The sequence below is a fragment of the Nitrobacter sp. JJSN genome (assembly GCF_051912485.1).
In the GTDB taxonomy this organism is placed as follows: Bacteria; Pseudomonadota; Alphaproteobacteria; order Rhizobiales; family Xanthobacteraceae; genus Nitrobacter.
In genome coordinates, this window is the sequence record NZ_CP196822.1 from 2,938,232 (window position 1) to 2,963,642 (window position 25,411).

A 25,411-nucleotide genomic window follows, 5' to 3' on the forward strand; every position below is an offset into this window, starting at 1 on the left:
AGCGCCGATGCAAGGTATGGGACAGTCCCCGCTGTTCGCCTCCATGCGCGGCTGGAGCCGCAAGGACCTGGGCGGTGACGCCTTCGCCGGCCTGACACTGGCTGCCATTGCCATCCCCGAGCAGATGGCCACCGCGCGCCTCGGCGATCTCTCTCCCCAGGCCGGCTTCGTCGCTTTCCTGGCGGGCACCGCAGCCTTCGCGCTGCTCGGCGCGAGCCGCCACATTTCCGTTGGGGCGGATTCCACCATCACGCCGATCTTCGCGGCGGGCCTTGTGATTCTGGCCGCATCTGGCTCGCCACATTACCAAACGCTGGCTGCACTACTCGCGCTGATGGTGGGCGCCACAGTATCGGCTGCCGGCCTGCTGCGGCTCGGTTGGGTCGCCGATCTGCTCTCGGTGCCGGTCACCGCCGGCTTCCTTGCCGGAATATCGATCCATATTGTTGTCTCGCAGCTTCCTGAGCTGCTCGGCCTGCCTCCCGGAAGCGGAGACGTCTTCCACCGCCTCGCAGCTGTCTATGGCGGCTTAAGTGACATCAATCCCTATAGCGCCACCATCGGCGCGGCCGTGTTCGCCGTCGTCGTCCTGTGCGAGCGCATCAGTGCGCGCATTCCCGGCGCGTTGATCGCGCTAACGGCAGCCACGCTCGCGGTGGTCGCCTTCGGTCTGCAGACGCGCGGCGTCGCGGTCCTCGGCACACTGCCGGCCGCCTCGCCTGGCCTACGCCTGCCGGAGGTGACGTTCGGGGACATGCGTACGCTGGTGCCGTTGACCCTTCTGGTCACTATCGTCATCATGGTCCAGACGGCCGCCACCACGCGTTCCTTCGCCGGCAGCGGTACTTCTGGCTCTGACGACGTCAACCGCGATTTCATCGGCGTCGGCGCGGGCAGCCTGCTGTCCGGTCTCGTCGGCGCGTTCCCGGTCAATTCCAGCCCACCCCGCACCGCGATCTCGGTCGAGACGGGCGGTCGCTCGCAGGTCACCGGCTTGCTGGCCGCAGCCATCGTGCTGGCGCTTGTGCTGTTCGGCACGGACCTTTTGAAGAACGTGCCGCAGGCGGCGCTGGCGGGCATCCTGTTCTTCGTGGCTATGCGTATATTGCGCTGGCAGACCTTCATGGCAACGCTGCGCCAAGCACCGACGGAATTCTTGCTGATCGCCACCACCGCGCTCGCCATCGTGGCGTTGCCGATTGAGATCGGCGTCGCCATCGGCATCGGCCTGTCACTGCTGCACGGCGTGTGGACCATCACCCAGGCCAGGGCGATCGAGTTCGAGCACGTGCCGGGCACCTCCATATGGTGGCCACCGGACGGCAAGCCGGCGGGCGAGCGGATCGCAGGCGTGCTGGTCGCAGCGTTCCAAGCGCCGCTGTCCTTCGTCAACGCAGATCGCTTCCGCCAGGACTTCCACGCGATGGTGGGGGAGCGCGCGGGCAGCCTGAAGCACGTGGTGTTCGAGGCCAGTAGCGTCATCGACATCGACTATACGGCGGCGCAGACCTTGCGGGAGGTGATCACCTATTGCCGAGACGCCGGGATTACCTTCTCGATCGCTCGGCTGGAATCGGTCAGAGCGCAGAGGGCGTTGGCGTGCTTCGGCATCGCCGCCATGCTGGGTCCGACCGGGGTCTACCGCAGCGTCGATGACGCCGTACGCGCCCTGACGCATGGACAGGACGCGGTCGCTGTGCCGCCATCTGCCAACGGCAAGGAATGAGTTATGCCTACGAACATCCTACCCGTACTGCACACTGTTTCCGTGAGTACCCTGCGGCCCGCGCAGATGACGGTCGGGCTGCGCGAGGTGGCGCGGAAGCGCAAGGATATCCGGGCGATGACTGCCGGCAGACGATCTTCCCAAGAGCGTTGACAAGCTCGTCGACGACCCATTCCGCAGCCTGGCCGGAGAGGTCAGGCGCCTAGGCGGCTATGCCAGGACACCACGCCCTTCGCCAAGTTCTTGTGGGCGGACTTTTTCCGACGCCGGATGGACGCGCGCGGCCTGGAGGAAGATTTCCACAAAGCCGCCACTCATGCGCTGCGACTAGCGCGACAGAAGTCGGCCGGCTACCTGCCCGGATGGAGCGGCCCTGACAACTGAACAAGCAGCACAGACCACGATTCAAACTCGATCCTATATGCAACATCATTCGATGAGCTCAAAAAGGCCGGACACACCAAGGTCGCTGTCTCTCGCAACTCAGCTTTGACCGGGGTCGTTCATGAAACTTTGAAGCGCATGAAGGTCAGAGAACACACTATCACGAGCACGATTGCCCAGGCTGCGCATGAATTTCGCCAGGCGGTCGCTAACCACCGATTTGGAAAGGACGCAGCCGATGGGCGGTCTCGCTAAGAGAACCGGCTTCCGCGATGGCGACGAAGGTGACAATGCCGTCAAGTTTCAACATCGTTCGGCGTATCCGGATTTCATTTTCGATATTGCAAGGCTAATCCGAACGAATGCAGAATACTATCTCTGCCCTGCCAACGGGGCTGGCAGTGACGGCCGCCGCGACCGCCCTCCCGATGGGAGTGATAGACAATGTTGAAGTTGTTGAAGTTCGCTCTGGCTTTTGGGGCTCTTGCCTCTGCCGCGCAGGCAGTCGCCCAGGTCCCCGCCTTCCCGGCTTCCTTCACGACACGGACGATCGAGACCAACGGTGCGGCGATCCATGTTCGGGTCGGTGGCCAGGGGCCGGCGGTCGTGCTGCTGCACGGCTATGGCGAGACCGGCGACATGTGGGCGCCGATGGCAGCTGACCTCGCCCGCGACTACGCGGTGGTGGTGCCGGACCTGCGCGGGCTTGGGTTCTCGTCGAAGCCGCAAAGCGGTTTCGACAAGAAGACGCAAGCTGGAGACGTGGCCGGCGTGCTCGATGCACTCAAGATCGAGCGCGCCGATCTGGTGACGCATGACATCGGCAATATGGTCGGCTTTGCCTTTGCCGCGCAGCATCCGCAGCGTGTCCATCGCTTCGTCCTGATCGATGCACCGGTTCCCGGCGTCGGCCCCTGGGAGGAAATCCTGAAGAATCCGCTGCTCTGGCATTTCCGCTTCGGTGGACCGGATGTGGAGCGGTTGGTGGCGGGGCGTGAACGCATCTACCTCGATCGCTTCTGGAACGAGTTCTCGGCGACACCGAGCCGATTTACCGAAGCCGCGCGCGAGCACTACGCCAAGCTCTACGCCCTACCTGGTGCCATGCATTCGGGCTTCGCCCAGTTCGCTGCCTTCGATAAAGACGCGATCGACAACCGTACCTATCTGGCGTCCGGCGGCAAGCTCACCATGCCGGTTCTGGCGCTCGGCGGCGAAAAGTCGTTCGGCACGGCGATGGCGGCGACGCTGAGCAGCGCGGCAACCGACGTGACTGGAGGCGTTATCTCCGACTCCGGCCATTGGATCATGGAAGAGAATCCCGCGGCCACCATCACCATGGTCCGCGCCTTCCTTGACAAAGGGCGCTGACCGCTTGTGCCTACAGCATATCAAATCCGGGCATATTGGTGGTGCAGTCCGGGCGGTCTCGGATACCGATCGACATGGCCTATGATCAGCAGGCCGTAGAGCGAACGGAGGTCTCCTGGAACGGTTCGCTGCAGCACATTGATTTGTTGCCTCAAGACCAGAATTTCTGCCTCAAGCGCAACTCGTGACCGCAGCAGGTCGATCACCATTCCAAAGATCAGTCTGCACAAATCTAACATCAAGCAGCAGCATCGCCCGATTCTCGATCAACCGCCAGCTGGATGGGGTTTGCGACAGGGACACCTGGAATCCGTGCAATCTCTCGACCGTCCTCATGCATTATAACCACAACAGAAGCTGATGCATTGCGTTTCTGTAATGCATCAGCGACATTTTGCGCCCAAGCGATCGCAGCGGCATCGTCGCACCGTATCAGTCCAAAGCGATCACGAAGGTCCGCCGGTCCTACGATGTGGAAGTAGTAGCGCGGCATAGCACGCGAAGTCGTCGAGTTTGATTCGAACTTAGACAAGCACATCTCCTTCCTGTGTGTATCGAAATAGCGGATTTTCCACGCTCATCTGCCGGATCAAGACGCGCAGCTTCGTTTCGATCTGCGGTCACCCTCGCAATGGGCACGACTTCCACCGCCAGTAGCAGCGAAAGCCGGCCCGATGCCAACGGACCAGCGTCGCGGGCCGGATGATCGCGAGAACCTGCAGGATTGACGGAAACCAGAGATACAGCTGGATAAGAACCAGTGATCATGGTTCGTGAGTCGGACGCGACTATGCAGCCTACGCCTCAAGACAATCAACTGATGTCCAAGCACCGCGTTCTCAGCCTCAAGTCGCAACTCGACTTGAATGGCGAAGCCAGGACGGCCAGAGCGAAACAGAGCAGCCCGATCATTCCACCAGCTTAGGCGATTCCGCGTCACATCATCAACTCGGATGAGGTTTTCGGCACACACTGGCCCCAGTGACGGCGCGACGCAGCGCTTAGGCGGCATGTGCCTCTGCTGAAATCGTTGGGGTCAAGCGGCGCAGCGGATCAATCCAAGTAATGATCTCAAAGCGACCGTCTTCGTGCTCGGCGAGCGCGGTGCAGCTTTCCACCCAGTCGCCGCAATTCATGTAACGCACGTCGTGCTCATTGCGGATGGTGGCGTAATGAATATGGCCGCAGATCACACCGTCGGCTCCGTGACGCCGTGCCTCGGCTGCGAGCGTTTGCTCGAACGCGCCGATATAATTCACAGCATTCTTTACCTTCAGCTTCGCCCATTGCGACAGCGACCAATAGGGAATGCCGAACCAACGTCTGAACATGTTGACGGAGCGGTTCATCTGAATGGCGAAATCGTAAGCCTTGTCGCCTAGAAGCGCGAGCCAGCGCGCGTTCTGCACCACAAGGTCGAAAATGTCACCGTGAATCACGAGATAGCGTCGCCCATCAGAACCGACATGGATGGTGTTCTCCACAACCTCGATGCCGCCGAAATGTGTTCCGTAGTAGCTTCTCAAGAACTCGTCGTGGTTGCCCGGCACGTAAACGACCTTGGCCCCCTTGCGCGCCTTCCGCAGCATCTTCTGCATCAAGTCATTGTGTGATTGCGGCCAATACCAGCTGGATTTCAGCGCCCAGCCGTCGACAATATCGCCGACGAGGTAGATGGTGTCGGCATCATGGCTGCGGAGAAAATCCAGCAATCGTTCCGCCTGTGAGCCGCGCGCTCCGAGGTGGACATCGGAGATGAATAAAGTGCGAAAGCGCCGTTCCAGACACTCGTCACCCATAGCGTAGCTTTCCCCATGCGCGAGTGGCTAACAAACGCGTGCGTAGCAATGAAACCCGCCGTAGATTCCCGATCGGTCCTGCTCGAAGCCGACCGCGCTTCCTTCCTCGTCGCGACGCCAGATCTTCCGGAGTGGCGCCAGTTCGTCATTTTCCAAGGGAGAGTCCTTGCCGGCGGTACGGAAGATCACCCGAACGTTTTCACTACCGGCGCGGTCGATGGCGTCCCAGAGCGCGCGGATCTCTTCGGTTGCCATCCAGTCTTGCGAGTCCAGCAACACCACGGCATCGACCTCCCGCGCTGGCAGCCCTTCCAGAAACTGTCGGAGGTTGGCCTGCACCGGAATAATCAACCCGGCGCCGTCGCGCATGCGTGCGAACTGGCTGCGCTGCAGATAGGGCGGCAGGCACGTATCACCCGGCCCTGGGTAACTTCGATGCAGCGCCTGCCATGCAAAATAGTTCGTCTCGTTCGGGTGACCGTTGACCAAGCGCAGCAACCGCTCATGAAGCACTTCGTTGAGCGGCGCGTCGGCGCCGAGCAACGCCCGTTGCTGGGGCGGAATGCCAAGACTGAACAGAAGCGCGGGGGTTCTGGCAACCAGCCGAGCCAACGGCGAATGAAACAAGCGATGCAAACGACCTAGGGCCTGAATGCGTTCGGGACAATCCACCTTGCCGTTCAACAGTGCCGCAAGATCGATCCGCGCCAATTTCGCCAACAGGTGGGCAAGGCCGATAAATCGGCCGAGCATGCCGTGGCGGTAGAATCCGTCGGTGAAATAAGCATGCCTCGGGCGTCCGATGATGTTGCGCTTATCCCAATAGGCGCGCGTATCCGCGTCCAGCACCGGCCGCAGCCGCTCGAGATAGAGGCCGATGTTGGCGGTCGAGGCGGCCTTGCCGAAGAACTGCCAGAATTGGGCGTAATCGGAAAACGCACGAAGCCCCGCGATCTTGAGCTGCAGCAGCGACAGATGCGCCTCGTTGAGATCGACCGCGTACACCTGCGCCGGACGCGCCGTGAGGTAGGACAGCGCATTGCATCCACCCGATGAAATCGTAACGATGGTTGACCCCAAAGGTAGCCGTAATGCCGCAAGATCGGCTTCCGGATCTTCCCATATCTGGGTGTAAACCAGACGCCGAAACCAGAACGAGAAAAGCCTGTCCCAAACGGTCGCTTCGTCCCGGCCCCTGCTGTTGCGGACTGCGTCCGCGATGAGTTGCGTATTCATCAATCCTCCGAATCGGCAGCTTCAGAGGGTATCGGCCGCGCACTGCAGTTTTGCGACAGCCGGAAGGATGCGACGGCCCGCGAGGATTCGTTCCCGTCGTCCGAAATTTGGGATCGTTCGCGGCTGTCATATCCCTGTCGCGCGAACACTGCATGGGATTAACTGCTAGATCCGACATGAGGTGCAGGGATGTTCGCGTATTCCTCCGATATTGGCGCAGATGCCTCCTGGCCCGTCGAAGCAACCCGCCGTATGAACCGAATGTATCGGAGGCAACGCCACATCTACGATGCGACCCGGCGTTACTACCTTCTCGGTCGTGACCAGCTGATCACCAACCTGCGGCCTGAGGCGGGCGCAACCGTTATGGAGATCGGATGCGGCACCGGCAGGAACCTGGTGTTGGCCGCCGGTATACATCCCAAGGCCAGATTTTTCGGCATCGATGTTTCCACCGAGATGTTGACATCCGCGATATCAAATATTTCGCGACACGGCCTGGAAGATCGAATTCGTGTCGCGCACGGCGATGCCACGGCATTTGACTCGCAACCCTTGTTTGGCATCCAGCGCTTCGACCACGTACTGGTATCCTACAGCCTGTCGATGATCCCGAACTGGCGTCGAGTGCTTGAGGGGGCCACGAGGCGCCTGAAGCCCGGTGGTCGTTTGCACATTGTCGATTTCGGCAGCCAGGAACAAATGCCGGCGCTGGCCCGCGCGCTCCTACGGAGATGGCTTTCCCTGTTCGATGTGACGCCGCGCGACGAATTGGAGAGCTTACTGTCCGCGATGGCCGAACGTACCGGGGCCCATCTTCGATTTGAACGCCTGCTCCGCGACTATACCCAGTACGCCGTATTGACGCTCCCCCGGGAACCTCGGAAACCGTGAGGGCATGGCTTGCACTTCTAGCGGCCGGGCTTTTTGAGATCGCGTGGGCATTCGGCCTGAAATATTCCGACGGCCTGACCCGGTTCTGGCCGACCGCTGCCACCCTCATTGCGATCGCGCTCAGCTTCGGGCTGATGGCCATCGCTCTCAAGTCACTGCCGTTCGGCACGGCGTATGCCATGTGGACCGGGATCGGCGCCGTCGGCAGCATCATTGTCGGAATGCTTGTTTACAGCGAATCGGCCGACCCGGTTAGGATCCTTTGCCTCATTCTGATAGTGGCGGGAATGGTAGGGCTCAAGCTCAATTCACCTGTGTGAGACATCGGAACGGCCTACACCTGCGGCTTGGCGCGCAGGCTCCTCCACCCTTCCACGGCGCCGAATAAGGCAAGCGCAATCAAGAATGGAAGGACGTGATAGACAAATCGGAACATGAGAAGTCCCGCAATCAGCGGCTCCTTGTTCTCGTCGCCCAGGCCAATCAATATAGCGGCGTCGAAAACTCCGATCCCAGCCGGCGCATTACTTGCGAAGCCCAGCACTATCGCTGCGACGAAGACTGTTGTCAGGCGGAAGACACCGATATCCGTTCCGGAGGGGATGAGCACGTACATCGCAAGCGCAGCGGCGCCGAGATCGACGATCCCGATCACGATCTGTAGCAAGACTACGGGTCCGGAAGGAAGCCGGATCGGCCAACGCCGCAATCCGAGACTTCTCGGGGAATGCCAGCTCCAGACCAGGAAGGCGACGATACCGAGCAGTACCGCTACGGCCAGCCACCGACTTACCTCCGGTGGAAGGTGGTCGATCAGACGGATCGCCGTGGGGTCGCATAGCAGGCTGAGCCCAAGTGCTGTCAGATTACCTAGCCAAAACGTAAGCCCGGTCAAGAAGCAAATGTTGGCGACGTCGAGAACACTGAGGTCGTATTGCGAATAGATTCGGTAGCGGATGACCGGCGAGATCAACGCGACCGCTCCGAAGCCGTGGGCGATGGAATAGCTGGTGAAACTGGCAAGCGCTGCGATACGATACGGTACATCGCTGCGTTCAATCGTTCGTAGCGCAAGCAGGTCGTAGAGGGTCAGACTGCCGTATGAAGTCGCAACCAGTACCAGCGCAAGGACGATGACACTGGCATTCGTTCCCCGAACGATCGCGGACACCACTTCGTAGTCGACGTTCTTGATGGCGTGGATCAGCGCGAAGACGGCCACCACTGCGATCGTGATGCCGACGAGGACACCCAAACCTTTCAGTCGGACACGACTCCTCTGCGGCTTCTGCAGCACAACGGCTTCCGGGAAGCTATCCATTCGAGATACGACTTCGATTGTCGTGCCGCTGATTCGGGTGGTCGACACAATAAATTGACACGTTGATGTGACAGTGACGTTACCCGTCGTTGGAATGCATGAGCCGTTGCAACGTGCCTTTGTCGGCCGTCGTCAAACTGCGTGCGCATTGCAGTCACGTGCCATTCGCGCTGCATCTGTAGAATGCGGGCCCAAACCCAGCCGCTTCGAGGGCAGCATGAACACGGAAATCGACTACGACCTGACACCGGATCAATGGGAAGCACTCAAAGCGGTTCGCTTGGCCAAATTACCCTCCACGTTCTCGAGTCGAATTGCTCTTGAGGAGCTAATCGCACTTCAGCTCGCCACGATCGACAACCATGCGCCGGCACTCACGCCGAGAGGCCGCAAGGTCTTGATCCGAGGCTCATGTCGTTTGTGGGACGTGGCCGCCTGACCTCTGGAGCTTGCGCGAAATGATATTCGGGACGCGACAGAGGGTGCAGCCTCGAAGGCGCTAATACCTGAGCATTGTCGTCATCCCGAGCACGGCTGCGTCCCCGATCCGTGAAAGGCCCGCTTGCGGGCTACGCGGTGAAGCGCTGATCGCCGAACTCGAACCGTAATGACGCCGGTTTCCCAGCGCAAAATTGCCGCGTGCAACCACCGATGTCGGTATTGTACCGTTCAGCGCTCGTCACTTTCCCAGTCACGGTAACTGGCTTCTGCTTGCCCTCACAGCTTGGCGGGTTCCGCGGCAATTTCCATTCCTTCGGAAGGATCGACCACGCACGCGCTTGCCCCGGCAATCTTTCGCATGAGCGGCTGACCAACCTTTATCCGCGCGGATTCCACCACGTTGTCGCAGAACTCGAAGTCCTCCGGCGCCAGCAGGATGATCGTCGATCCATGCTCGAACCAGCCGAGTTCTTCGCCCTTGCGCACGCTTGCATCGCAGGGAAAAATCGTCGGTCCTCTGGTTTGGGCGTTGAGGGTGACATCGATGAAGTGCAGCCGAATGCTTGCAACAAGGATCGCTGCCACCGGTACCAGGGTCAGCGCCTCGCCGGTTGGCAACCGCGTCTGAAGCACTGCCCGTTCGTTCCTGCAGAAAAGCCGCTCTACCCGCTTCAGTGCAATCGGATTGACGTTCCATACATCGCCATGAACGAAAGTGACCCGCTCGATCCGGCAGTCGTGCGGCGCATGAAAGCGATGGTACATGCTTGAGGTTAGCCGCAGGGTGATGAAGCGGCCATTTCGGTGCGCGTCGACCAGCGCCGGGTCGCCGAGCAGGTCCCGTAGCGAATAGGGCGCCCCCTTGATCTGAAAAACCTCTGTGTCGACGACCTTCCCGAACGCCCCGATGATAGCATCGCACGGGCTGACCACGATCGCGGGGTCAAAGTCCAGCGGACGCAACCCTGGACGCAACTCCCGCGTAAAACAATCATGCAGGCTTTTGAAGCTGGTTTTGTGGGCTTCGCTAAGGTCAAGATCGGAAAACAAACGCCAGCACGCGATCGAGAGATCCCGGATCAGGGGCTGTTCGACCTTGCTGAACCACCCCATGAACCGGGTGAGAGTTGCCCGCGGGATCCGGTTGGTCAGCAGGAAGTTCAGGTTCTCCTGCTGGGTCAGGCCCGAGATCAGGTCTCGCATTGTCATGAATCTGTCAGCAGGGTTGGGTAGCGCTGGTGGCATGGATTTGCCTCTTCCGATTCTGACCTTGTCCGCCGCCGCGGTCGCTGGCGCCGCGGTTGTCCTTCCCAAATTGAACGCCCGGTTGGCGCTTTCGCGGGCCAAACACCGCTCGCTGACCGGTCATTCCAAAATGTCCAAGATGGTTGCCCGGCTGCTGCCGTTTTACGAGTTCGATAACGACGACTTCTTCCGTTCCGACGGCGCGCCGCCCGAAATCGCCAAGCAGCGGCGAGACGCGTTCTTCCGGCTCGCCCGCCTTTATGGGGAACGCTACGCCAAAGGTCGTCATATGACCGCGGAGGCGTCGAGCCGAATCTCCGATCTGCAATTCACCGAGACTTACCGGGTGCCGTTTCAGTACCGCCGGACGGTGCGGGAGCATCTTTCGACCAGCGCCTTCGCGCAGTCCTCTAGCGGCGTCACCGTCACCGATATCGACGGCAACGTCTTCTACGACCTGACCGGTTCCTACGGCGTCAATATCTTTGGCAACGATTTCTACAAGGATTGCATCGCCGGGGCAGAAAAGCGAGCCCATGCGTTGGGACCGGTGCTCGGGCCTTATCATCCCGTGATTACGGACAATGTTCGCCGGCTCTGCGAGATTTCCGGCCTCGACGAAGTCTCGTTCCACATGTCGGGTACCGAAGCTGTGATGCAGGCGGTGCGGCTCGCCCGCTATCACACGCGCCGGTCGCATCTGGTTCGCTTCGCCGGGGCCTATCACGGCTGGTGGGGTGACGTGCAACCTGGCGTGGGCAACCCGGTTTCCCCGCACGAAACCTATACCCTGGCCGACATGTCGGAACGGACGCTCCATATCCTGAAGACGCGGCGCGATATCGCCTGCGTTCTCGTAAATCCCTTGCAGGCACTTCATCCCAATGCCAATGCACCGGCCGATTCCGCGCTGGTCGATAGCTCCCGCAAAGGCAAATTCGATCGCGCCGCCTACGGCGAATGGCTGAGGCGGCTGCGCGAGGTCTGCACCGAGCGGGACATCGTGCTGATTTTCGACGAAGTCTTCGTCGGCTTCCGCCTTGCCGTCGGCGGCGCGCAGGAATATTTCGGCGTCCGCGCCGACATGGTGACCTATGGCAAAAGCCTCGCCGGGGGTCTCCCAGTCGGCGTAGTCTGCGGTCGTAAGAATCTGATGCGTCGCTTCCGCGACGATCGGCCCGCCGACATCTGCTTCGCCCGCGGCACCTTCAATTCGCATCCTTACGTCATGATGGCGATGGATGAGTTCCTGAGCCGGCTCGCCAGTCCGGACGTCTACACGATCTATGATGGTCTCGACGAGATCTGGAACGAACGCGCCAAACGGCTGAACGACCTGCTGAGCGCGCGAGACCTTCCGGTGCGGGTCAGCAACCTGTCTTCGATCTGGATGGTGCACTATACCGAGCCGTCCCGCTACAACTGGATGCTTCAATATTATCTGCGGGCCGAAGGGCTCGCGTTGAGTTGGGTCGGAACCGGTCGTTTGATCTTCAGTCTGAATTACAGCGAGGCTGACTTTGCCGAAGTCGCCGACCGCTTCGTGACGGCGGCCGAAAACTTGAAGCGGGATGGCTGGTGGTGGCACAATCCTTCGCTCACCAACAAGAGCGTACGCCGGCAAATCCTGAAAGAGATGATCATGCGTAGACGGCCGCGATGAACCGGCGGCCGTCTCGCGGATCATTTTCAGTTCAAGCGGGCTCTACGTGCTTGTCAAGGCCAGGGTCGATCAACTCGCCCCTCATCAAATACAACGGTGCCTTGTAGTACAGCTTGAGATCGCTGAACGGGTCGGTCAGGATCTTGGTCATCCACACGAGGCCGGTCTCGACGTCGCGGATAAAGAACAGATGCACGGTCCGGAATAGCAAGCCGCCGATCCCGATCACCAGCCAGATCTTGGCGACCTGACGCATGAAATCAGTCGGTGAGGTCCATGGCGTAAAGATCCCGAACAGTGTCGGATCGAGAAAGAGAACCAGCGGCGAAAGCGCCCAGATGGTCATCAGAACGATCTTCCGGTTCAAATTATAACCGACCTTGATATCCTCTTTGTGGGCGTGCGTCGCTTGATTGACGTGATCATAGCCTTTCGGCTCGAAGAAGAAGTGACCCGCCTGCCTTGTGGTCATGGAGACCAGCCAGCCGATCAGGGCGGCGGCAACCGGCTCGACGAACAGCAGCGCATACGCAACGAGAAAACTGAAGGCGCTGACAAAGTGAAGGCTCTGGTTAATGCGGCTGTGATGGTAATAGCGATGATCATCCCAGCGTTGGGTGCGCAGCTGCTCTCGAAAGCTCATGTTCATTCTCTACCCAGAAAAGATTGATTCGTTTTACAAGACTTCGATGTACATAAGATGACATTACGAAAATGTCACAAGACGCGTTGCAATGACCGAACCGCGCTGACTTCAGTCGCCTCAGTCAGACGACGATCGCCGTACCGCCTTTTCGAATACGGAGCAACGAGAAGTGGCCGAGGGGCGGTATCAATCGGTTCTCCACCAATTCCATTTCGCGCGCACCCGCCAGCCAGCGCGCATAGCGCGACCAGGTGAATTCCGCTGTCCGGAAGCCGAGCGGACGCACCACCGGCTGCAACCGATGCTCGATGAAGCGGCGCATCCCGGCATCGGCGCTGATCCGAGTCAGAATTATCAGTTCACCGCCGGGCCGTAGCACGCGAGCGAACTCACCGAGGGCTGCTTCCGGATTTGGCACCGCCGTCACGACATATTGCGCCATCACCACATCGAACGAATTGTCAGGAAATTCGAGCTTCTCGGCATCCATGACCGCGAGACCCTCGACGTTTTTCAGGCCGAGATTGTCGACCCTGCGTTTCGCCTTGTGCAACATCGCTTCCGAAATGTCGGTACCGAAGACGCGAAGATGGGATGCGTATTGCGGCAACGAGATTCCTGTGCCGACGCCAACCTCCAGCACGCGCCCGCCAATCTTGTTGGTTGCCTGAATGGCCGCCTTGCGGCCTTTGCTGAACACGCCGCCAAACACGAAGTCGTAAACCGGAGCCCAGCGGTCGTAAGCCTGTTCGACCGTCGCACGGTCGAAGTCCAACTGCCCGCCATCGTCCAGTTTCAAGATTTCTGCCATGGTAACTCCACTTTGCTTTTGCTTGGTTAGCCCCGCGCAGCGCTTTGCGCTGCCAGGCGGCCGGCGGGCCGTAATGAACGGCTCGGCTGCAACGCGCTGAGATTGTCGATGAATTGCCTTGCGCTATTTTCCCAAGACCGTTGCAAGGCAAAATTTCTGCAGGTTTCACGTGATATGCCGAGCGCACGGATGCAGGCGCTTCGTAAGTCCGTATCCAAAACACCAACTGGGTGATCCGAAATCACATCGATGGGGCCGGCAACCGGGAACGCGGCGACAGGCGTGCCACACGCCAATGCTTCAAGTTGCACGACGCCGAACGTGTCCGTCAGGCTTGGAAAAACAAAGACGTCTGCCGCGGCCAAATGCGTGCTCAGTTCGCGGCCAATCTTTTCGCCCAGGAACTTGACCTTCGGGTACCGGCGTTCCAGCATTGACCTCTGTGGCCCGTCGCCGACCACCACCTTGGACCCCGGCAGGTTCAGCGAGAGAAACGCCTCGAGGTTCTTTTCGACCGCAACGCGACCTACGGTCATAAAGATAGGTCTCGGCAAATCTAGCTCGGACCCGTTTTCGGGCGTGAACAGTTCGGTATCGACCCCTCGCGTCCAGGTACCGAGCCTTTTGAAGCCTCTCGCGCTCAGTTGCTGCCTGAGCGAAGATGTGGCGACCATCGTCGTAGCGGCAGCCGCATGAAAGTGTCGGAGCACCGCATAGCTCATTGACACCGGGATGATCGAGCGTACCGCGATGTATTCCGGAAAACGGGTTGTATAGGAAGTTGTAAAGGCCAGCTTCCGCTGACGGCAATATGCTCGCACCGTCCATCCGACCGGTCCTTCGGTCGCGATGTGAATGGCATCCGGCGACGCTGCTTCTATCCTGCGGGCAATCTCACCGCGGTTGGGTAAGGCTACTCTCAATCCCGGATAGGTTGGAAGGGCCATAGATGGAAAGCCGTCGGGGGTCAGAAATTCGATCTCGGCACCAAGCACCGATGCACTGCGGGCTAGGGACGTCAACGTGCGGACCACGCCATTGACCTGCGGATGCCAAGCGTCTGTCGCAACAAGAATTCGCATCAGGCCCTTTTCGAGTTCGCTGATTCTCGCCTTCGCGACCTTCCGTCAATGATATTTCAAGCGTATGACGTCATCGACGAGCCAGCCGGTCTTTTCCCTCGTCGGATCGGAGTAATAGCCATCCAGTAATTCAGCCGTCACACAACCTTCCTAATTGGGATTTTGTGATCGGATACAAGGCATATTTGCGAATCGAGCATCCACCTGACCTCGCGATCATTTCTCGCGCAGAAGATTGCGCCGGATCAACGTGTATTTGTCACCACGACGCGACGCAGCCGGTCGAGGTTTGCCGCTGCCAAAGCGTTCTAACCATGCCACCGGTATCGTGGACGACGGGCACCAACCTGTCCGCAATATTCAGTGCACCCGCGTCGCTGTGTCGTCGAACAAACTTTCTGGCGGCGTCCTCATCCGCAAAAACGCTCATCCCTGATTTTCCAAACAGACTCTTAGCAATCCCGATGATAGGACGACCCAGCTACATCGACTGCAATGACCCTTGGTTGGTCGGTCGAGAACCTCGCTCATCGCCGTGGCTCCGGTCCTCAACCGGCTGCCGACCGAAGATTGACACGAGCACGTGTGGAAGCAGCGGTCATTGCACTGCGCAATGATCACACCACCGCAGGAAACCACCGGCATCGCACTGTCATACGGCGAAATGACTTTCGCGCTAGGCGTAGCAAGGGGGTCGCGGGAACGGCGCATTAGCTCACAACGGAGGACCCGTGATGGCAATGATGAGAACCTTCATCCTTGGCACTGCCGCCGGTCTGATGGCCGTCATCACGCTATCTTTCTCGAGACGAAAGAGAGCCAACAACAAATTAATTAGAATGCTCAATCGCGAATTTGAGAAAGCCAACCGGGAAGTGGCTTGAAACAGTAGCTCCAAGCGGCCATATGCCGAGGGCTTCGCATTAAGCGACACAGTGAAGCACATTCACGACGCCCTTATCCAGTGCAACGGGAGCAGCGCGTCATGAAGGTGACGCAAACTCAACTCACCTTCGAGCAGATACACCGCAATCTTGACGCATGATTTCATCACAAATTGCCGCGTCCACGCCGCTGCGAAAATACAAAGACGAAAAAGTCATTTGCCAAGCTGATTGTTGTAAAATACGCCGAAATAACCGGTCGCGCCCCACTGGGCGCTGAGATCGATCTCGTGATCGAAGGCAAAAACACCGGAGAGCTCCATGAGTAAGACATCACCGCACCAACAGATTGCCAAGGCGCTCGTCAATAACGCGGTCAACGACGGCTTTCTAATCTCCGTCAACGACGGCGAGGACACGATCGTCAACCGATCACGGAATATCGCCGAGATCATCAAAGCGATGTTCCGCACCGATATGGACACGCTCACGCTTAACGTCGAAGAACGGCGCGTGGGTATGATCACCTTGATCTACGACAAGAGAAGAAACGGTCTCGATGTGATCGGCAATCACACTGACATCCCACATATCAACCGTCTCGTTGAGCACACCATGAAGGAGTTCGAGCGATGAGCCTGCGCCGGACCGGCATGGCAGCGCGAACGCCTCTGAGATGGACCCGGCATGGCGATAGTTCGCCATGTCTGCGATGATGAACGAGCTGCTGGGGCCGGACAGGCCGCCTATCGGAAATCCAGGATACTGGCCTGTTTCGACCCTCAGTAGCCTAGTTTGATTTTGATGGTGGCCTGATTTGAAAAAACCGCTTGACGATTCGGATTGCCAATCGAGATATCACGACTCCAGCGGCGATGATCCCATACGTCAGGATCATAGCCACCACCCAGTACAGCCCAATTGTCTTTGCTGCATCAAGCATTGGAAGAAGGGGCATAGGCGGCGATCCTCCCGCAAGCTGGCAAGGGACCGCTGAAACAAAAAAGGCAGCCAGCATCCCGAAGGACAACGGCGGCCAGTTACAGGAACAGGCGCCTGGAGGCCATGAGCAACGCAGGGACTCTACCGGCGATTTATGACAGCCGTGTAGCGGCCGAATATCGTCACTTCATCACCTCGCCAATCCCCAGCAGCACCAAGGCCACGAACCGCGGAAGCGTCACGACCGTGCGCGTACCGCGGCGGCGTTGTCCTGCCGTGCTTGAACGGCGCGCGCTTGCGCGCCTTTGGCGGATCGAAGATCGGCGCCGGTCGCTCATACAGCATCGCCGCCATGGCTTGCCTTTTGGGCAGGGCTTTGCGGTTTGCCTTGGCCTTCTTCGCGAGATCGAGCAGATCGATGTCGTTATAACACGCCCGTCGCCATGCTGGTCGAGAAGCCGACGCAACGTCTGACCGGCCTTGGTTCGCATCGGGCCGACGAGTTGCGCAATTGATGGCGCGAGATCGCCTTTTGCGACCGCTTTCCGCAACCCCTCCTGTGCCTGTCGCAAATCAAATCCGAATATATTGGTGATGCAGCCCGCCCAGGATTGGAAGACGAAGAATACGCCATGCTCTCTGAACCGTGCGCGATAGGGGCGCATCCTTGTCCAACGATAGGTGCGTGGGCGTCTCATTATAGTAGTTCATGTAAGACAGCAGCACGTGACGAAGATGCCACTCGCCGAATACAACAACATGGTCAAGGCATCCCGCCGGATCGAACCGATCAGCCGTTCAGCATATGCGTTTTGCCATGGCGAGCGCGGCGACGTCGGTCGATCACGAATGCCCATGGATCGAACTCTTCGAATAAAGACTTCGCCATAGGCCCCGTCCCGGTCGCGGATCAGATAGCGAGGGGCCTGCTTCCAGCCGCACGCTTGCGTGAGCTGATTTGCGATCCATTCTGCGGTCGGATGCGCTGTCACGCCAAACCATAAAACCTGTCGTCGACCATGCCCCATGATTAACAAGCCCTAGAGCAAGCGAAATGAGATCGTCGGTACACGAACAGATCCATCGCCGCGATGCCGTCGGCATGATTGCGGAGGAACGTCTTCCAACCCTGGGACGGCGGGCCTCTCCGCCTGGCCATGTAGGCCGCCGCGGGGGCGGGATTTCCAGCGCCAGTACGATCTGAACCCGGCGCGATGTCAGCGGATCACCGTCTCAGGCTTCAAAATCGCCAGAGCCCCTAGAACACTTGGCACCAAACGATACAGCCCAGCAAATATCAGCCGATCCAAAGTGCTGAAATTCAGCCGCTTCGGTGATTGACGTCGCTGGATGTTAAGCTGATGACGAAGGATCAGTATCTCGCCTTCCAGCGAGGCCCGCGACCGGAACAACCCGACCAGCGCCAACCAGACCAGGCTGCAAGCTTCTCTCATAAGGCCGAAGCATTGCGCGATTCGGCCTCAGTTGCCAGCTGGATTAGGTTTCCGACAAGGACAGGCGCGATGTGGGAAGACTTCAAGGTCGGCGTCGGGCATCTGACGCGCTGGGACAAGATCGCCGTCGTAACCGACATCGATTGGATCAGAAAGGCCGTTCACCTCTTTGCGTTTCTCGTGCCCGCGACGACAAAACTGTTCTCGCGCACGGAGGCTGTACAGGCGCGCACATGGATTTCTGCCTGACTAACAGCAGGCGCGACCCGCCGGCGTGCGCGCCTAGAGGCTGTGGCGCGCCATTACCGGGTGCTGCTTGCCAACTACTGCCAACGCGTCCAACGACCAGCTTGCAACCGTCGCTTCGGTACGATAGCGCGGGAGATGATCCTCGAGCGAGTAGAAAACGCACAGCGCGAGGCTGGCCCAGACCGCCGCACTGAAATAAAGCGACATCCAGGCAATCTCGTCCTTCCACTCAGCAAGGTCGTGCGTCACGACCCAACGCGTGCTCACGTCACGGAGACCCTCGTGAGGGCTCAGAAGCTTGCTGCCATCGGCAACCCCGGCCCGCCATCGGCCCAGGTACATCGGGACGTCGATGGTCATGAGAAACGCCAGATAGCCCGCAATCCCGATGATCGCGATGGCGAGGACCACGCGAACCGGACCATCGAACTCTGGTAGCAATCGGCAAAGGCCAATCCCAACTACGAAGAAGGCAACGGCCCATATCGAATTTTCGATGGCGTTGCCCAAATAGTGGGTGGTCAGCACCGCATACCATGAGAAACATTCCGCGATGAGGATCAACGGCACGATCACCCAAGCGGCGTTCAAGGTGGTGTCCGCTCCCGTCATCGTGCCCAGCTGGTGCAGGATAATCGCCCACTGCGCCGCGAAGCAGATCTCGGCCACGGTTGCTACCGACCGGCCGACGGCAACGCTCGACAGCCACGTGTCGAACAAGCAGATCCGCTGAACATCCGCGCGCGGAAGGAACGACCTGAATGCGCAGCCAAAAACATAGGCCGCACAGAGGAGGAGCATGAGCTCGATGCCGGGCGTGCTGCCAGTCGGCTGTTCGTGGAGCTGGCGGTAAAGCAACAGCCAAACCGCAATATTTGCGCCGCTGACCAGGGTCAACAGACCCCACCACCAAGCCAAGGGATTTGACCAGGCCAGGGAACTTGACCGCGCCGGCCATTCCAAACTCATGCACTGCTCCGCGTGTAACCGAACAGATACTTAGTTGTACTAATTCTGTCACAAATCGCGGCCCAGTCACGACAACAATATGTGTGCAGCGGGTTGTCCCTGGCGCAAACCCCATGTCCCTACCGCAAACCATATCCGGCTGGTAGTTGATTGAGAAGCGGGTGATGCTGTTGCGTGATGTTGGACCTGTGCAGACTGATCAGGCGGATGTTCACGGATCTTTTCCGGTCGAGCTACGCTTGAGGCCGAGATTTTGGTCTTGCGGCAACAAATCAATGTGCTGCGGCGAGAGGCGCCTCGCATGCTCGCTGTCAACCCAATTGACCGACTGATTTTCATTGGTCTTTACCGGTTGTTCCCTCAGACCTGTAGTGCGCTTGCGATCGTTAAGCCGGACACTGTTATAAGATGGCACCGCGCGGGCTTCCGATCGTATTGGCGTTGGAGATCGAGCCGCCGCTGCGGCCGACCAACGGTGCCGTTGGAAATTCGCCGGCTGATCCGCGAGATAAGCCTCGCCAATCCGTTGTGGGGAGCGCCGCGAATCCATGGTGAGCTGCTCAAGCTTGGCATCGAGATCGGCCAGACCAGCGTCGCCAAGTATATGGCGCGGAGGAGGGCCCCACCGTCACAAGGATGGAGGACGTTCCTTCGCAACCATGCTGACGGGATCGCTGCGATAGACCTTTTCGTGGTGCCGACAATCTCGCTCCGACTGCTCTATAGACTGCTGATCATGGGCCACGGCCGGCGGCAGATCCTGTGGTTTGGGGTGACCGCGCATCCAATGGCCGAATGGATCGCCAATCAACTGACGGAGGCGTGTGGCTGGGAACAAATCCCTCGTTACCTGATCCGGGACCGCGATGGCGCCTACGGCGAAATATTCCTGCGTCGGGTTCGGTCCATCGGTATTCGCGATCGTCCGACGTCTCCTCGCTCACCCTGGCAAAATGCATACGCAGAACGGCTGATCGGATCGATCCGCAGGGAATGCATTGATCATATTGTCATATTTGGCGAACGCCATCTGCGTCACGTACTGCTGTCGTACATGACCTACTACAACGGCACGCGCACCCATTTGTCATTGAACAAGGACGCGCCGATGTCGCGCGCCGCCGAGACAGCCCGACGCATTCTCTGTCGTCCGATCCTGGGCGGACTGCATCATCAATATACCCGGATTTGATTTGCGATAAGGACAAGTCAGGGTCGTTCCCGATGCTGTCCAGAACTCTTTGCGCGTCGCTGGCGTGGTGGATTTTGAGCCCCTTGGTCCATGATCGATGGCCACTAGAGCAGCAGAAATTCATTGGATGGATGATGGACTCGGAACTGGAAGTTGTATCTAAATCCTTAGGGACCGACGGGTAGGACGCCGATAATCCGGTCGAGTTGCTCTGTGTCGAGAGGCGCCAGGCGTTATTACTTAGTTCGGTGGAAGCCACTGTCGGCGCGCGCCGAACCGGCGGGTGGAAAGAGACCGATTACGATAGGCAATGGCGTAACGCTCCGCCTGATACCGACTATGTTGGCGGCACGTTCTAGTTTAGATTATCCACTAGGGGCGCGTTTTTTCGTCCCCCTGAAGCAACAGCTTTCCGTATAAGCTCTCTCGTAGACCAGGAGGATAGTCATGCGATCGTTTCAACGCCTCGCTGTAAGCATCGCATTCTCCGCACTGATGGCGGCAGGAGCGACCTACGCCGGCGCCGCAGACGAGCCGCTTGGCGTTCGGCTGGTCAATCAAATGAACGCACTTTACGGCCAGCATGCGAGCGTTCGCGCGAACCACGCCAAAGGCGCGGTGTTTGAAGGTACCTTCACGCCGGCGCAAGGCGCCGACACCTTCAGTTCGGCTACCTTTCTCAAGGGTACTCCCACGCCTCTTGTCATTCGCTTCTCAAATGCGGGCGGCGTCCCAGACGCGCCCGACACCCACCCTTCGACCGGTGGTATCCGCGGCATGGCGATCAAGTTCCGTCTCTCGGGTGGCGGCGAGCAAGACATAGTCTGCATATCGGCCAACGGGTTTCCGGTGGCGACTGGAGAGGATTTTCTGGCTCTGCTCCAGGCGGTCGGTGCGAGCGGTCCCGACGTGCCCAAGCCGACGCCGGTCGAGAAATTCTTGTCGACCCATCCAGCCGCATCAGCGTTTGTCACCACGCCTCGACCTGTGGCGGTCAGTTACGGCACGCAGCCCTTCTTCGGCGTCAACGCGTTCAAGTTCACCAATGCCCAAGGAACAAGCAAGTTCGGCCGCTACCGCATCGTACCGGAGAGCGGCCCCGCCTACGTAAGCGATGAAGAGGCGGCGAAGCGTCCCCCGAACGCTCTGGCTGACAATCTGCGGGCATCGCTCGAAACAGCACCAATCAAGTTCCACCTTTTGGTGCAGGTTGCTGCCGCTGATGATCCAACCACGGATGCCACGAAAGTCTGGCCGGACAGCCGGCCGACGGTAGAACTCGGCGAAATAGCGGTCATCAAGGCGTTGGATACGAAGAAGGTCGAGAACGAGTTGCTGTTCTTGCCGACCAATGTGACGACCGGCATCGAGGCTTCGGATGACCCGATCATTAATACGCGCACCGAGGCGTATGCCGAGTCGTTCAGTCGCCGTACAAAATAGATCGTCCGATAGCCACCGAAAGGCCGTCCGGGCGAATTATCTCCGCTGGTGGGCGTTCGTAGCGCGACCGGCGCGATCATGCACGGCAAAACCTTCCCGCACCGGCGCCGACAAGCGAAAACGGATCTTAGCCATCATCCGCTGAAGTACGACGACTTCTGCTTGATCTATGGCGATATCGGCTGTTGGCCATTCTGCGGCCTCGCGCGATGTCCGCTTTCCACCGCCAGTTCCGGACAAATTGCATGACGCGTTTCCCGAATAGCGGTGCATGGGAATATGCCCAGTTCGACTATGACAGCGCATCCGACACGTTCAAGCCGGGCGTCACCGGTACCGACTGCGGCCATGCGTGCCATACGATCGTGGCGAAGAAGGATTACGTCTTCACGGCCTATGGCAAGCGATGAGCACGACAGACGGCATAGTGACCGCCGCCTGGGATAGCGAGCCTGATAGACCGGAGCATGACTAACGGCAGCAGCGGTAGTACATTTCACGGTGCGTGGTACTTGCCGGCACGGCGCTTGCGATCGGTGCGGCCGCTGCTTCCACAGTTTCGCCCAGCGGCGGCACAGCAGAAAAATGGCCGGACCGACGCAAAGTACCAGCCCATACCGAAGGATAGTCAGCGCTGCAGCGGTTGCTACAATTTACATCCGCCGGGGACATGCAAGTTCGTCCAAGGCGACATCAACCCTGACGGCTGGTACTAGCTCTTCGTGCTGAAGGCTGACGACCAAATTTCTCACGCGCGGCTGCCCGTCGTGCGGGGCTAAACCAAGGGAGGAGGCATCATGGCCTTTACCATTAAAGTCAACGGAAACGCCCACAGCCTCGATGTCGACGGTGATACGCCGTTGCTCTGGATCCTGCGCGACGTGCTCGGTATGACCGGCACAAAATTCGGTTGCGGTATGGCGCTATGTGGCGCCTGCACGGTGCACATCGACGGCGTAGCGACGCGATCCTGCATTACATCAATCGACAGCATCGGCAATTCGGAAGTAACGACCATCGAAGCGGTTGGCACCACGGTTGCGGGTGCGAAGATCCAGAAGGCCTGGCTCGATCATGAGGTTGTCCAATGCGGTTACTGTCAGTCAGGGCAGATCATGTCCGCCTCCGCGCTCCTCGCGAGAAAACCCCAACCAACCGACGTGGACATCGATGAGGCGATGAGCGGCAATATCTGCCGTTGCGGGACCTATGTCCGTATTCGCGAAGCAATCAAACTCGCCGCACAAACCAACAAATAAGGGGGCCGCCATGACTGTAGATCGTATCGTTCCTCACTCGGATAACGGCGACCTGTCGCGACGCAGCTTCCTGACTGCAAGCGCTGCCCTCGGCGGTGGATTGGTGTTGGGTCTCACTCTGCCAGTTGTTCGCAGCGACGCCGCGAATCCGGACAATTTCGCACCGAACGCTTTCATCCGTATCGGTGGTGACGATCAGGTCGTCCTGACGATGCCCTATGTCGAAATGGGTCAAGGCACCTACACTTCGGTTCCCATGCTGATTGCCGAAGAGCTCGAGGTGAGCTTGAAGCAGGTGCGCCTTGAGCACGCCCCCCCGAACGAAAAGCTCTATGCCAACCCGCTGCTGGGTGTGCAAGCAACCGGCAACTCGAATGCGATGCGCGGCGCGTGGAAACCGCTGCGGGAGGCCGGAGCGACCGCGAGAACAATGCTGGTCGCTGCGGCAGCCAAGCGCTGGGGGGTCGATCCTGGATCGTGCGCCACACAAGATGGCGTGGTGAGCCACCCGCCTACGGGCCGTCGCCTTAAATATGGGGAGCTTGCTGCGGAAGCGGCGAAGATTCCCGTTCCGCAGAGCGTGACGCTCAAGGCGCCAGCCGATTTCAAGCTGATCGGGACGCCGGCCAAACGGCTTGATGCTCCCGGCAAGGTCAATGGGACCGCGCTTTATGGCATCGATGTCCGCCCTCCGGGCGTAAAGATTGCAGCACTTGTGCAATCGCCAGTCTTCGGCGGTCGCGTGAAAAGCCTCGACGATACGGCGGCCAAAACGGTCAAGGGTGTACGCCAGATCGTCAAGCTCGACGATGCCGTCGCCGTCGTGGCTGATCACATGGGGGCAGCCAAAAAGGGGCTCGCAGCCCTCAAGATCGAATGGGACGAAGGTCCCCATGCGCGGCTCTCTACACAGGACATAGCCCACGAACTGGAACAGGCAACGCTCCGTTCAGGAGCTGTGGCGCAGAACCTTGGCGACGTCGACAAGGCTATGGTCGATGCCGCAATCAAGGTCGAGGCGACCTATCAGGTCCCATTCCTCGCCCACGCTACAATGGAGCCGATGAATTGCACGGTACACTTGCGTAAGGACGCGTGCGAAATCTGGATCGGCAGCCAGGCGGTGGCGCGCGTACAGGCGATGGCCGCGCAAACCGCAGGCCTGCCGCCCGAGAAGGTTATCGTCCACAACCATCTAATTGGCGGCGGCTTCGGCCGGCGATTGGAGGCCGACGGCGCCGTCCGCGCCGTCGAGGTCGCAAAACATGTCGATGGCCCCGTGAAGGTCGTGTGGACCCGTGAGGAGGATATCCAGCACGATATGTATCGGCCCTACTGGTTTGACCGCCTCTCCGCCGGGCTGGACGCCAACGGGAAACCGATCGCCTTGAGCAACCGCTTCGCCGGATCCTCGGTGATCGCACGATGGTTGCCGCCGGCCTTTAAGGAAGGCCTCGATCCCGACTCGATCGAGGGCGCGATCGATCTGGTCTATGACCTACCCAACTTTCACGTCGAGTTCGTGCGGGTAGAGCCTCCGGGCATACCAACCGCGTTCTGGCGCAGCGTCGGCCCCTCTCACAACGTGTTCGTGACCGAAAGCTTCATCGATGAAATGGCGGCTGCCGCCAAGCAGGACGCCGTCACATTTCGCCGAGCATTGCTCGGCAAATCGCCGCGCGCCAAAGTAGTCCTCGATCTGGCGGCTGAGAAGGCAGGGTGGGGGCAGAAACTGCCGGACCGCGTGGGGCGCGGCGTGTCTTTGCAAAACGTATTCGGCAGTTACATGGCGCAGATCGCCGAAGTCGAGGTATCGAAGGCCGGAGCTATTCGTGTCCGACGCGTGGTCTGTGCAGCCGACATCGGCACCGTCGTCAATCCTGACACCGCTCAGGCGCAAATTCAGAGCGGAATTATCTTCGGTGCCACAGCCGCGCTTTATGGCGAGATCACCCTGAAAAATGGACGTGTCGAGCAAACCAATTTCGATACCTATAAGATCATGCGCATGAATGAGGCGCCTTTGATCGAGGTGCACCTCGTGAAGAGCACCGAACCACCGGGCGGGCTGGGCGAGAACGGAACATCCGCAATCGTTCCAGCTATCGCAAACGCCGTCTTCGCGGCAACCGGCAAACGCCTGCGCAAGATGCCGATCGACAGCGCCTTGCTTAAACAAGCGACATGAATAGGCCGCTCGCGGGAGCGGAGTTCGACAGAGGCTCAGGTCGCGGCATCGCGACCTTGAGCACGACTGGGAGAACGACGATGATTCCGCTGCTGGCCGACGCCATCCGGGCACACGGCGGCCTGAGCCGCTGGAACGCCCATCGCACTCTCACAGCAACGACCGTGAGTGGGCTTCCGTGGCGCCTTTCGGGAAGGCCGGCCAGTTCATTG

At 59.4% G+C, this 25,411-nt stretch carries 25 protein-coding genes and 1 pseudogene; 16 read left to right on the forward strand and 10 right to left on the reverse strand.

Going from position 1 to position 25,411, the window contains the following annotated elements; genetic code table 11:
* Positions 1 to 7 precede the first annotated feature (7 nt).
* The 4 genes and pseudogenes from ACSZOQ_RS14420 to ACSZOQ_RS14435 all read left to right on the forward strand — a co-directional run bounded on the left by ACSZOQ_RS14420 (position 8) and on the right by ACSZOQ_RS14435 (position 3,481).
* On the forward strand, positions 8 to 1,726 hold the full coding sequence (locus ACSZOQ_RS14420) for a SulP family inorganic anion transporter (RefSeq protein ID WP_439923156.1): 1,719 nt from the start codon (positions 8 to 10) through the stop codon (positions 1,724 to 1,726).
* 66 nt (positions 1,727 to 1,792) lie between these two features.
* A complete protein-coding gene (locus tag ACSZOQ_RS14425; protein WP_439926075.1) occupies positions 1,793 to 1,879 on the forward strand; it encodes a hypothetical protein in 87 nt (28 codons plus the stop codon).
* Positions 1,857 to 2,110: pseudogene (locus ACSZOQ_RS14430) on the forward strand (ParB-like protein); the annotation flags it as partial. The gene ACSZOQ_RS14425 and the pseudogene ACSZOQ_RS14430, both read left to right, overlap by 23 nt.
* Positions 2,111 to 2,554: 444 nt before the next feature.
* Entirely contained in the window at positions 2,555 to 3,481 is a 927-nt protein-coding gene (locus ACSZOQ_RS14435) for an alpha/beta fold hydrolase (RefSeq protein ID WP_439923157.1), read from the forward strand.
* Between the two features lie 20 nt (positions 3,482 to 3,501).
* Here the strand turns inward: ACSZOQ_RS14435 and ACSZOQ_RS14440 are convergent, their stop codons facing one another.
* From ACSZOQ_RS14440 to ACSZOQ_RS14455, 4 genes are all read right to left on the reverse strand, one after another.
* Positions 3,502 to 3,690 (reverse strand): hypothetical protein, encoded by a 189-nt coding sequence (locus ACSZOQ_RS14440; protein WP_439923158.1) that lies wholly within the window; start codon positions 3,688 to 3,690, stop codon positions 3,502 to 3,504.
* Between the two features lie 29 nt (positions 3,691 to 3,719).
* Positions 3,720 to 4,013, reverse strand: a complete 294-nt coding sequence (locus tag ACSZOQ_RS14445) for a DUF6894 family protein (RefSeq protein ID WP_439923159.1) — start codon at positions 4,011 to 4,013, stop codon at positions 3,720 to 3,722.
* Positions 4,014 to 4,482: 469 nt separating this feature from the next.
* Positions 4,483 to 5,280: a UDP-2,3-diacylglucosamine diphosphatase gene (locus tag ACSZOQ_RS14450; RefSeq protein ID WP_439923160.1), complete on the reverse strand. Its 798-nt coding sequence runs from the start codon at positions 5,278 to 5,280 to the stop codon at positions 4,483 to 4,485.
* A gap of 27 nt (positions 5,281 to 5,307) precedes the next feature.
* Entirely contained in the window at positions 5,308 to 6,516 is a 1,209-nt protein-coding gene (locus ACSZOQ_RS14455) for a DUF3419 family protein (protein WP_439923161.1), read from the reverse strand.
* 189 nt (positions 6,517 to 6,705) lie between these two features.
* Here ACSZOQ_RS14455 and ACSZOQ_RS14460 point away from each other — a divergent pair, with 189 nt between their 5' ends.
* Entirely contained in the window at positions 6,706 to 7,410 is a 705-nt protein-coding gene (locus tag ACSZOQ_RS14460; RefSeq protein ID WP_439923162.1) for a class I SAM-dependent methyltransferase, read from the forward strand.
* Positions 7,407 to 7,730 (forward strand): DMT family transporter, encoded by a 324-nt coding sequence (locus tag ACSZOQ_RS14465; RefSeq protein WP_439923163.1) that lies wholly within the window; start codon positions 7,407 to 7,409, stop codon positions 7,728 to 7,730. The genes ACSZOQ_RS14460 and ACSZOQ_RS14465 overlap by 4 nt, the downstream gene beginning before the upstream one ends.
* Positions 7,731 to 7,744: 14 nt before the next feature.
* Here ACSZOQ_RS14465 and ACSZOQ_RS14470 read toward each other — a convergent pair whose 3' ends face one another.
* The gene (locus ACSZOQ_RS14470; protein WP_439923164.1) at positions 7,745 to 8,779 is read right to left on the reverse strand and encodes a lysylphosphatidylglycerol synthase transmembrane domain-containing protein; all 1,035 of its coding nucleotides are present in this window, start codon (positions 8,777 to 8,779) and stop codon (positions 7,745 to 7,747) included.
* 169 nt (positions 8,780 to 8,948) lie between these two features.
* On the opposite strand from ACSZOQ_RS14470, the gene ACSZOQ_RS14475 reads away from it, so the two are divergent.
* A complete protein-coding gene (locus tag ACSZOQ_RS14475; RefSeq protein ID WP_439923165.1) occupies positions 8,949 to 9,170 on the forward strand; it encodes a hypothetical protein in 222 nt (73 codons plus the stop codon).
* A 278-nt stretch (positions 9,171 to 9,448) separates the two neighbouring features.
* On the opposite strand, the gene asd is transcribed toward ACSZOQ_RS14475, so the two are convergent.
* Complete coding sequence (asd, locus tag ACSZOQ_RS14480) at positions 9,449 to 10,381, reverse strand: archaetidylserine decarboxylase (RefSeq protein WP_439923166.1); 933 nt, start codon at positions 10,379 to 10,381, stop codon at positions 9,449 to 9,451.
* 34 nt (positions 10,382 to 10,415) lie between these two features.
* Here asd and ACSZOQ_RS14485 point away from each other — a divergent pair, with 34 nt between their 5' ends.
* The gene (locus ACSZOQ_RS14485; RefSeq protein WP_439926076.1) at positions 10,416 to 12,080 is read left to right on the forward strand and encodes an aminotransferase class III-fold pyridoxal phosphate-dependent enzyme; all 1,665 of its coding nucleotides are present in this window, start codon (positions 10,416 to 10,418) and stop codon (positions 12,078 to 12,080) included.
* A 31-nt stretch (positions 12,081 to 12,111) separates the two neighbouring features.
* On the opposite strand, the gene ACSZOQ_RS14490 is transcribed toward ACSZOQ_RS14485, so the two are convergent.
* From ACSZOQ_RS14490 to ACSZOQ_RS14500, 3 genes are all read right to left on the reverse strand, one after another.
* Positions 12,112 to 12,729 (reverse strand): hypothetical protein, encoded by a 618-nt coding sequence (locus tag ACSZOQ_RS14490; protein ID WP_439923167.1) that lies wholly within the window; start codon positions 12,727 to 12,729, stop codon positions 12,112 to 12,114.
* 118 nt (positions 12,730 to 12,847) lie between these two features.
* Complete coding sequence (locus ACSZOQ_RS14495; RefSeq protein WP_439923168.1) at positions 12,848 to 13,537, reverse strand: methyltransferase domain-containing protein; 690 nt, start codon at positions 13,535 to 13,537, stop codon at positions 12,848 to 12,850.
* Positions 13,538 to 13,563: 26 nt separating this feature from the next.
* On the reverse strand, positions 13,564 to 14,619 hold the full coding sequence (locus ACSZOQ_RS14500; RefSeq protein WP_439923169.1) for a glycosyltransferase family 4 protein: 1,056 nt from the start codon (positions 14,617 to 14,619) through the stop codon (positions 13,564 to 13,566).
* A gap of 734 nt (positions 14,620 to 15,353) precedes the next feature.
* Between ACSZOQ_RS14500 and ACSZOQ_RS14505 the strand changes: the two genes are divergently transcribed.
* From ACSZOQ_RS14505 to ACSZOQ_RS14515, 3 genes are all read left to right on the forward strand, one after another.
* A complete protein-coding gene (locus ACSZOQ_RS14505; protein WP_439923170.1) occupies positions 15,354 to 15,503 on the forward strand; it encodes a hypothetical protein in 150 nt (49 codons plus the stop codon).
* A 321-nt stretch (positions 15,504 to 15,824) separates the two neighbouring features.
* Positions 15,825 to 16,139 (forward strand): hypothetical protein, encoded by a 315-nt coding sequence (locus ACSZOQ_RS14510; protein ID WP_439923171.1) that lies wholly within the window; start codon positions 15,825 to 15,827, stop codon positions 16,137 to 16,139.
* Positions 16,140 to 17,806: 1,667 nt separating this feature from the next.
* Positions 17,807 to 18,148 (forward strand): STAS/SEC14 domain-containing protein, encoded by a 342-nt coding sequence (locus tag ACSZOQ_RS14515; RefSeq protein ID WP_439923172.1) that lies wholly within the window; start codon positions 17,807 to 17,809, stop codon positions 18,146 to 18,148.
* 33 nt (positions 18,149 to 18,181) lie between these two features.
* Here the strand turns inward: ACSZOQ_RS14515 and ACSZOQ_RS14520 are convergent, their stop codons facing one another.
* The gene (locus tag ACSZOQ_RS14520) at positions 18,182 to 19,117 is read right to left on the reverse strand and encodes a hypothetical protein (RefSeq protein ID WP_439923173.1); all 936 of its coding nucleotides are present in this window, start codon (positions 19,115 to 19,117) and stop codon (positions 18,182 to 18,184) included.
* Between the two features lie 475 nt (positions 19,118 to 19,592).
* Here ACSZOQ_RS14520 and ACSZOQ_RS14525 point away from each other — a divergent pair, with 475 nt between their 5' ends.
* The 5 genes from ACSZOQ_RS14525 to ACSZOQ_RS14545 all read left to right on the forward strand — a co-directional run bounded on the left by ACSZOQ_RS14525 (position 19,593) and on the right by ACSZOQ_RS14545 (position 25,199).
* Positions 19,593 to 20,309 (forward strand): integrase core domain-containing protein, encoded by a 717-nt coding sequence (locus ACSZOQ_RS14525; protein WP_439923174.1) that lies wholly within the window; start codon positions 19,593 to 19,595, stop codon positions 20,307 to 20,309.
* Positions 20,310 to 20,756: 447 nt separating this feature from the next.
* Complete coding sequence (locus ACSZOQ_RS14530; RefSeq protein WP_439923175.1) at positions 20,757 to 21,752, forward strand: catalase family peroxidase; 996 nt, start codon at positions 20,757 to 20,759, stop codon at positions 21,750 to 21,752.
* A 245-nt stretch (positions 21,753 to 21,997) separates the two neighbouring features.
* On the forward strand, positions 21,998 to 22,162 hold the full coding sequence (locus tag ACSZOQ_RS14535; protein ID WP_439923176.1) for a cytochrome P460 family protein: 165 nt from the start codon (positions 21,998 to 22,000) through the stop codon (positions 22,160 to 22,162).
* A 387-nt stretch (positions 22,163 to 22,549) separates the two neighbouring features.
* Entirely contained in the window at positions 22,550 to 23,011 is a 462-nt protein-coding gene (locus tag ACSZOQ_RS14540; protein ID WP_439923177.1) for a (2Fe-2S)-binding protein, read from the forward strand.
* A gap of 10 nt (positions 23,012 to 23,021) precedes the next feature.
* Positions 23,022 to 25,199, forward strand: coding sequence for a molybdopterin cofactor-binding domain-containing protein (locus ACSZOQ_RS14545; RefSeq protein WP_439923178.1), 2,178 nt, complete (start codon positions 23,022 to 23,024; stop codon positions 25,197 to 25,199).
* Positions 25,200 to 25,411: the final 212 nt, after the last annotated feature.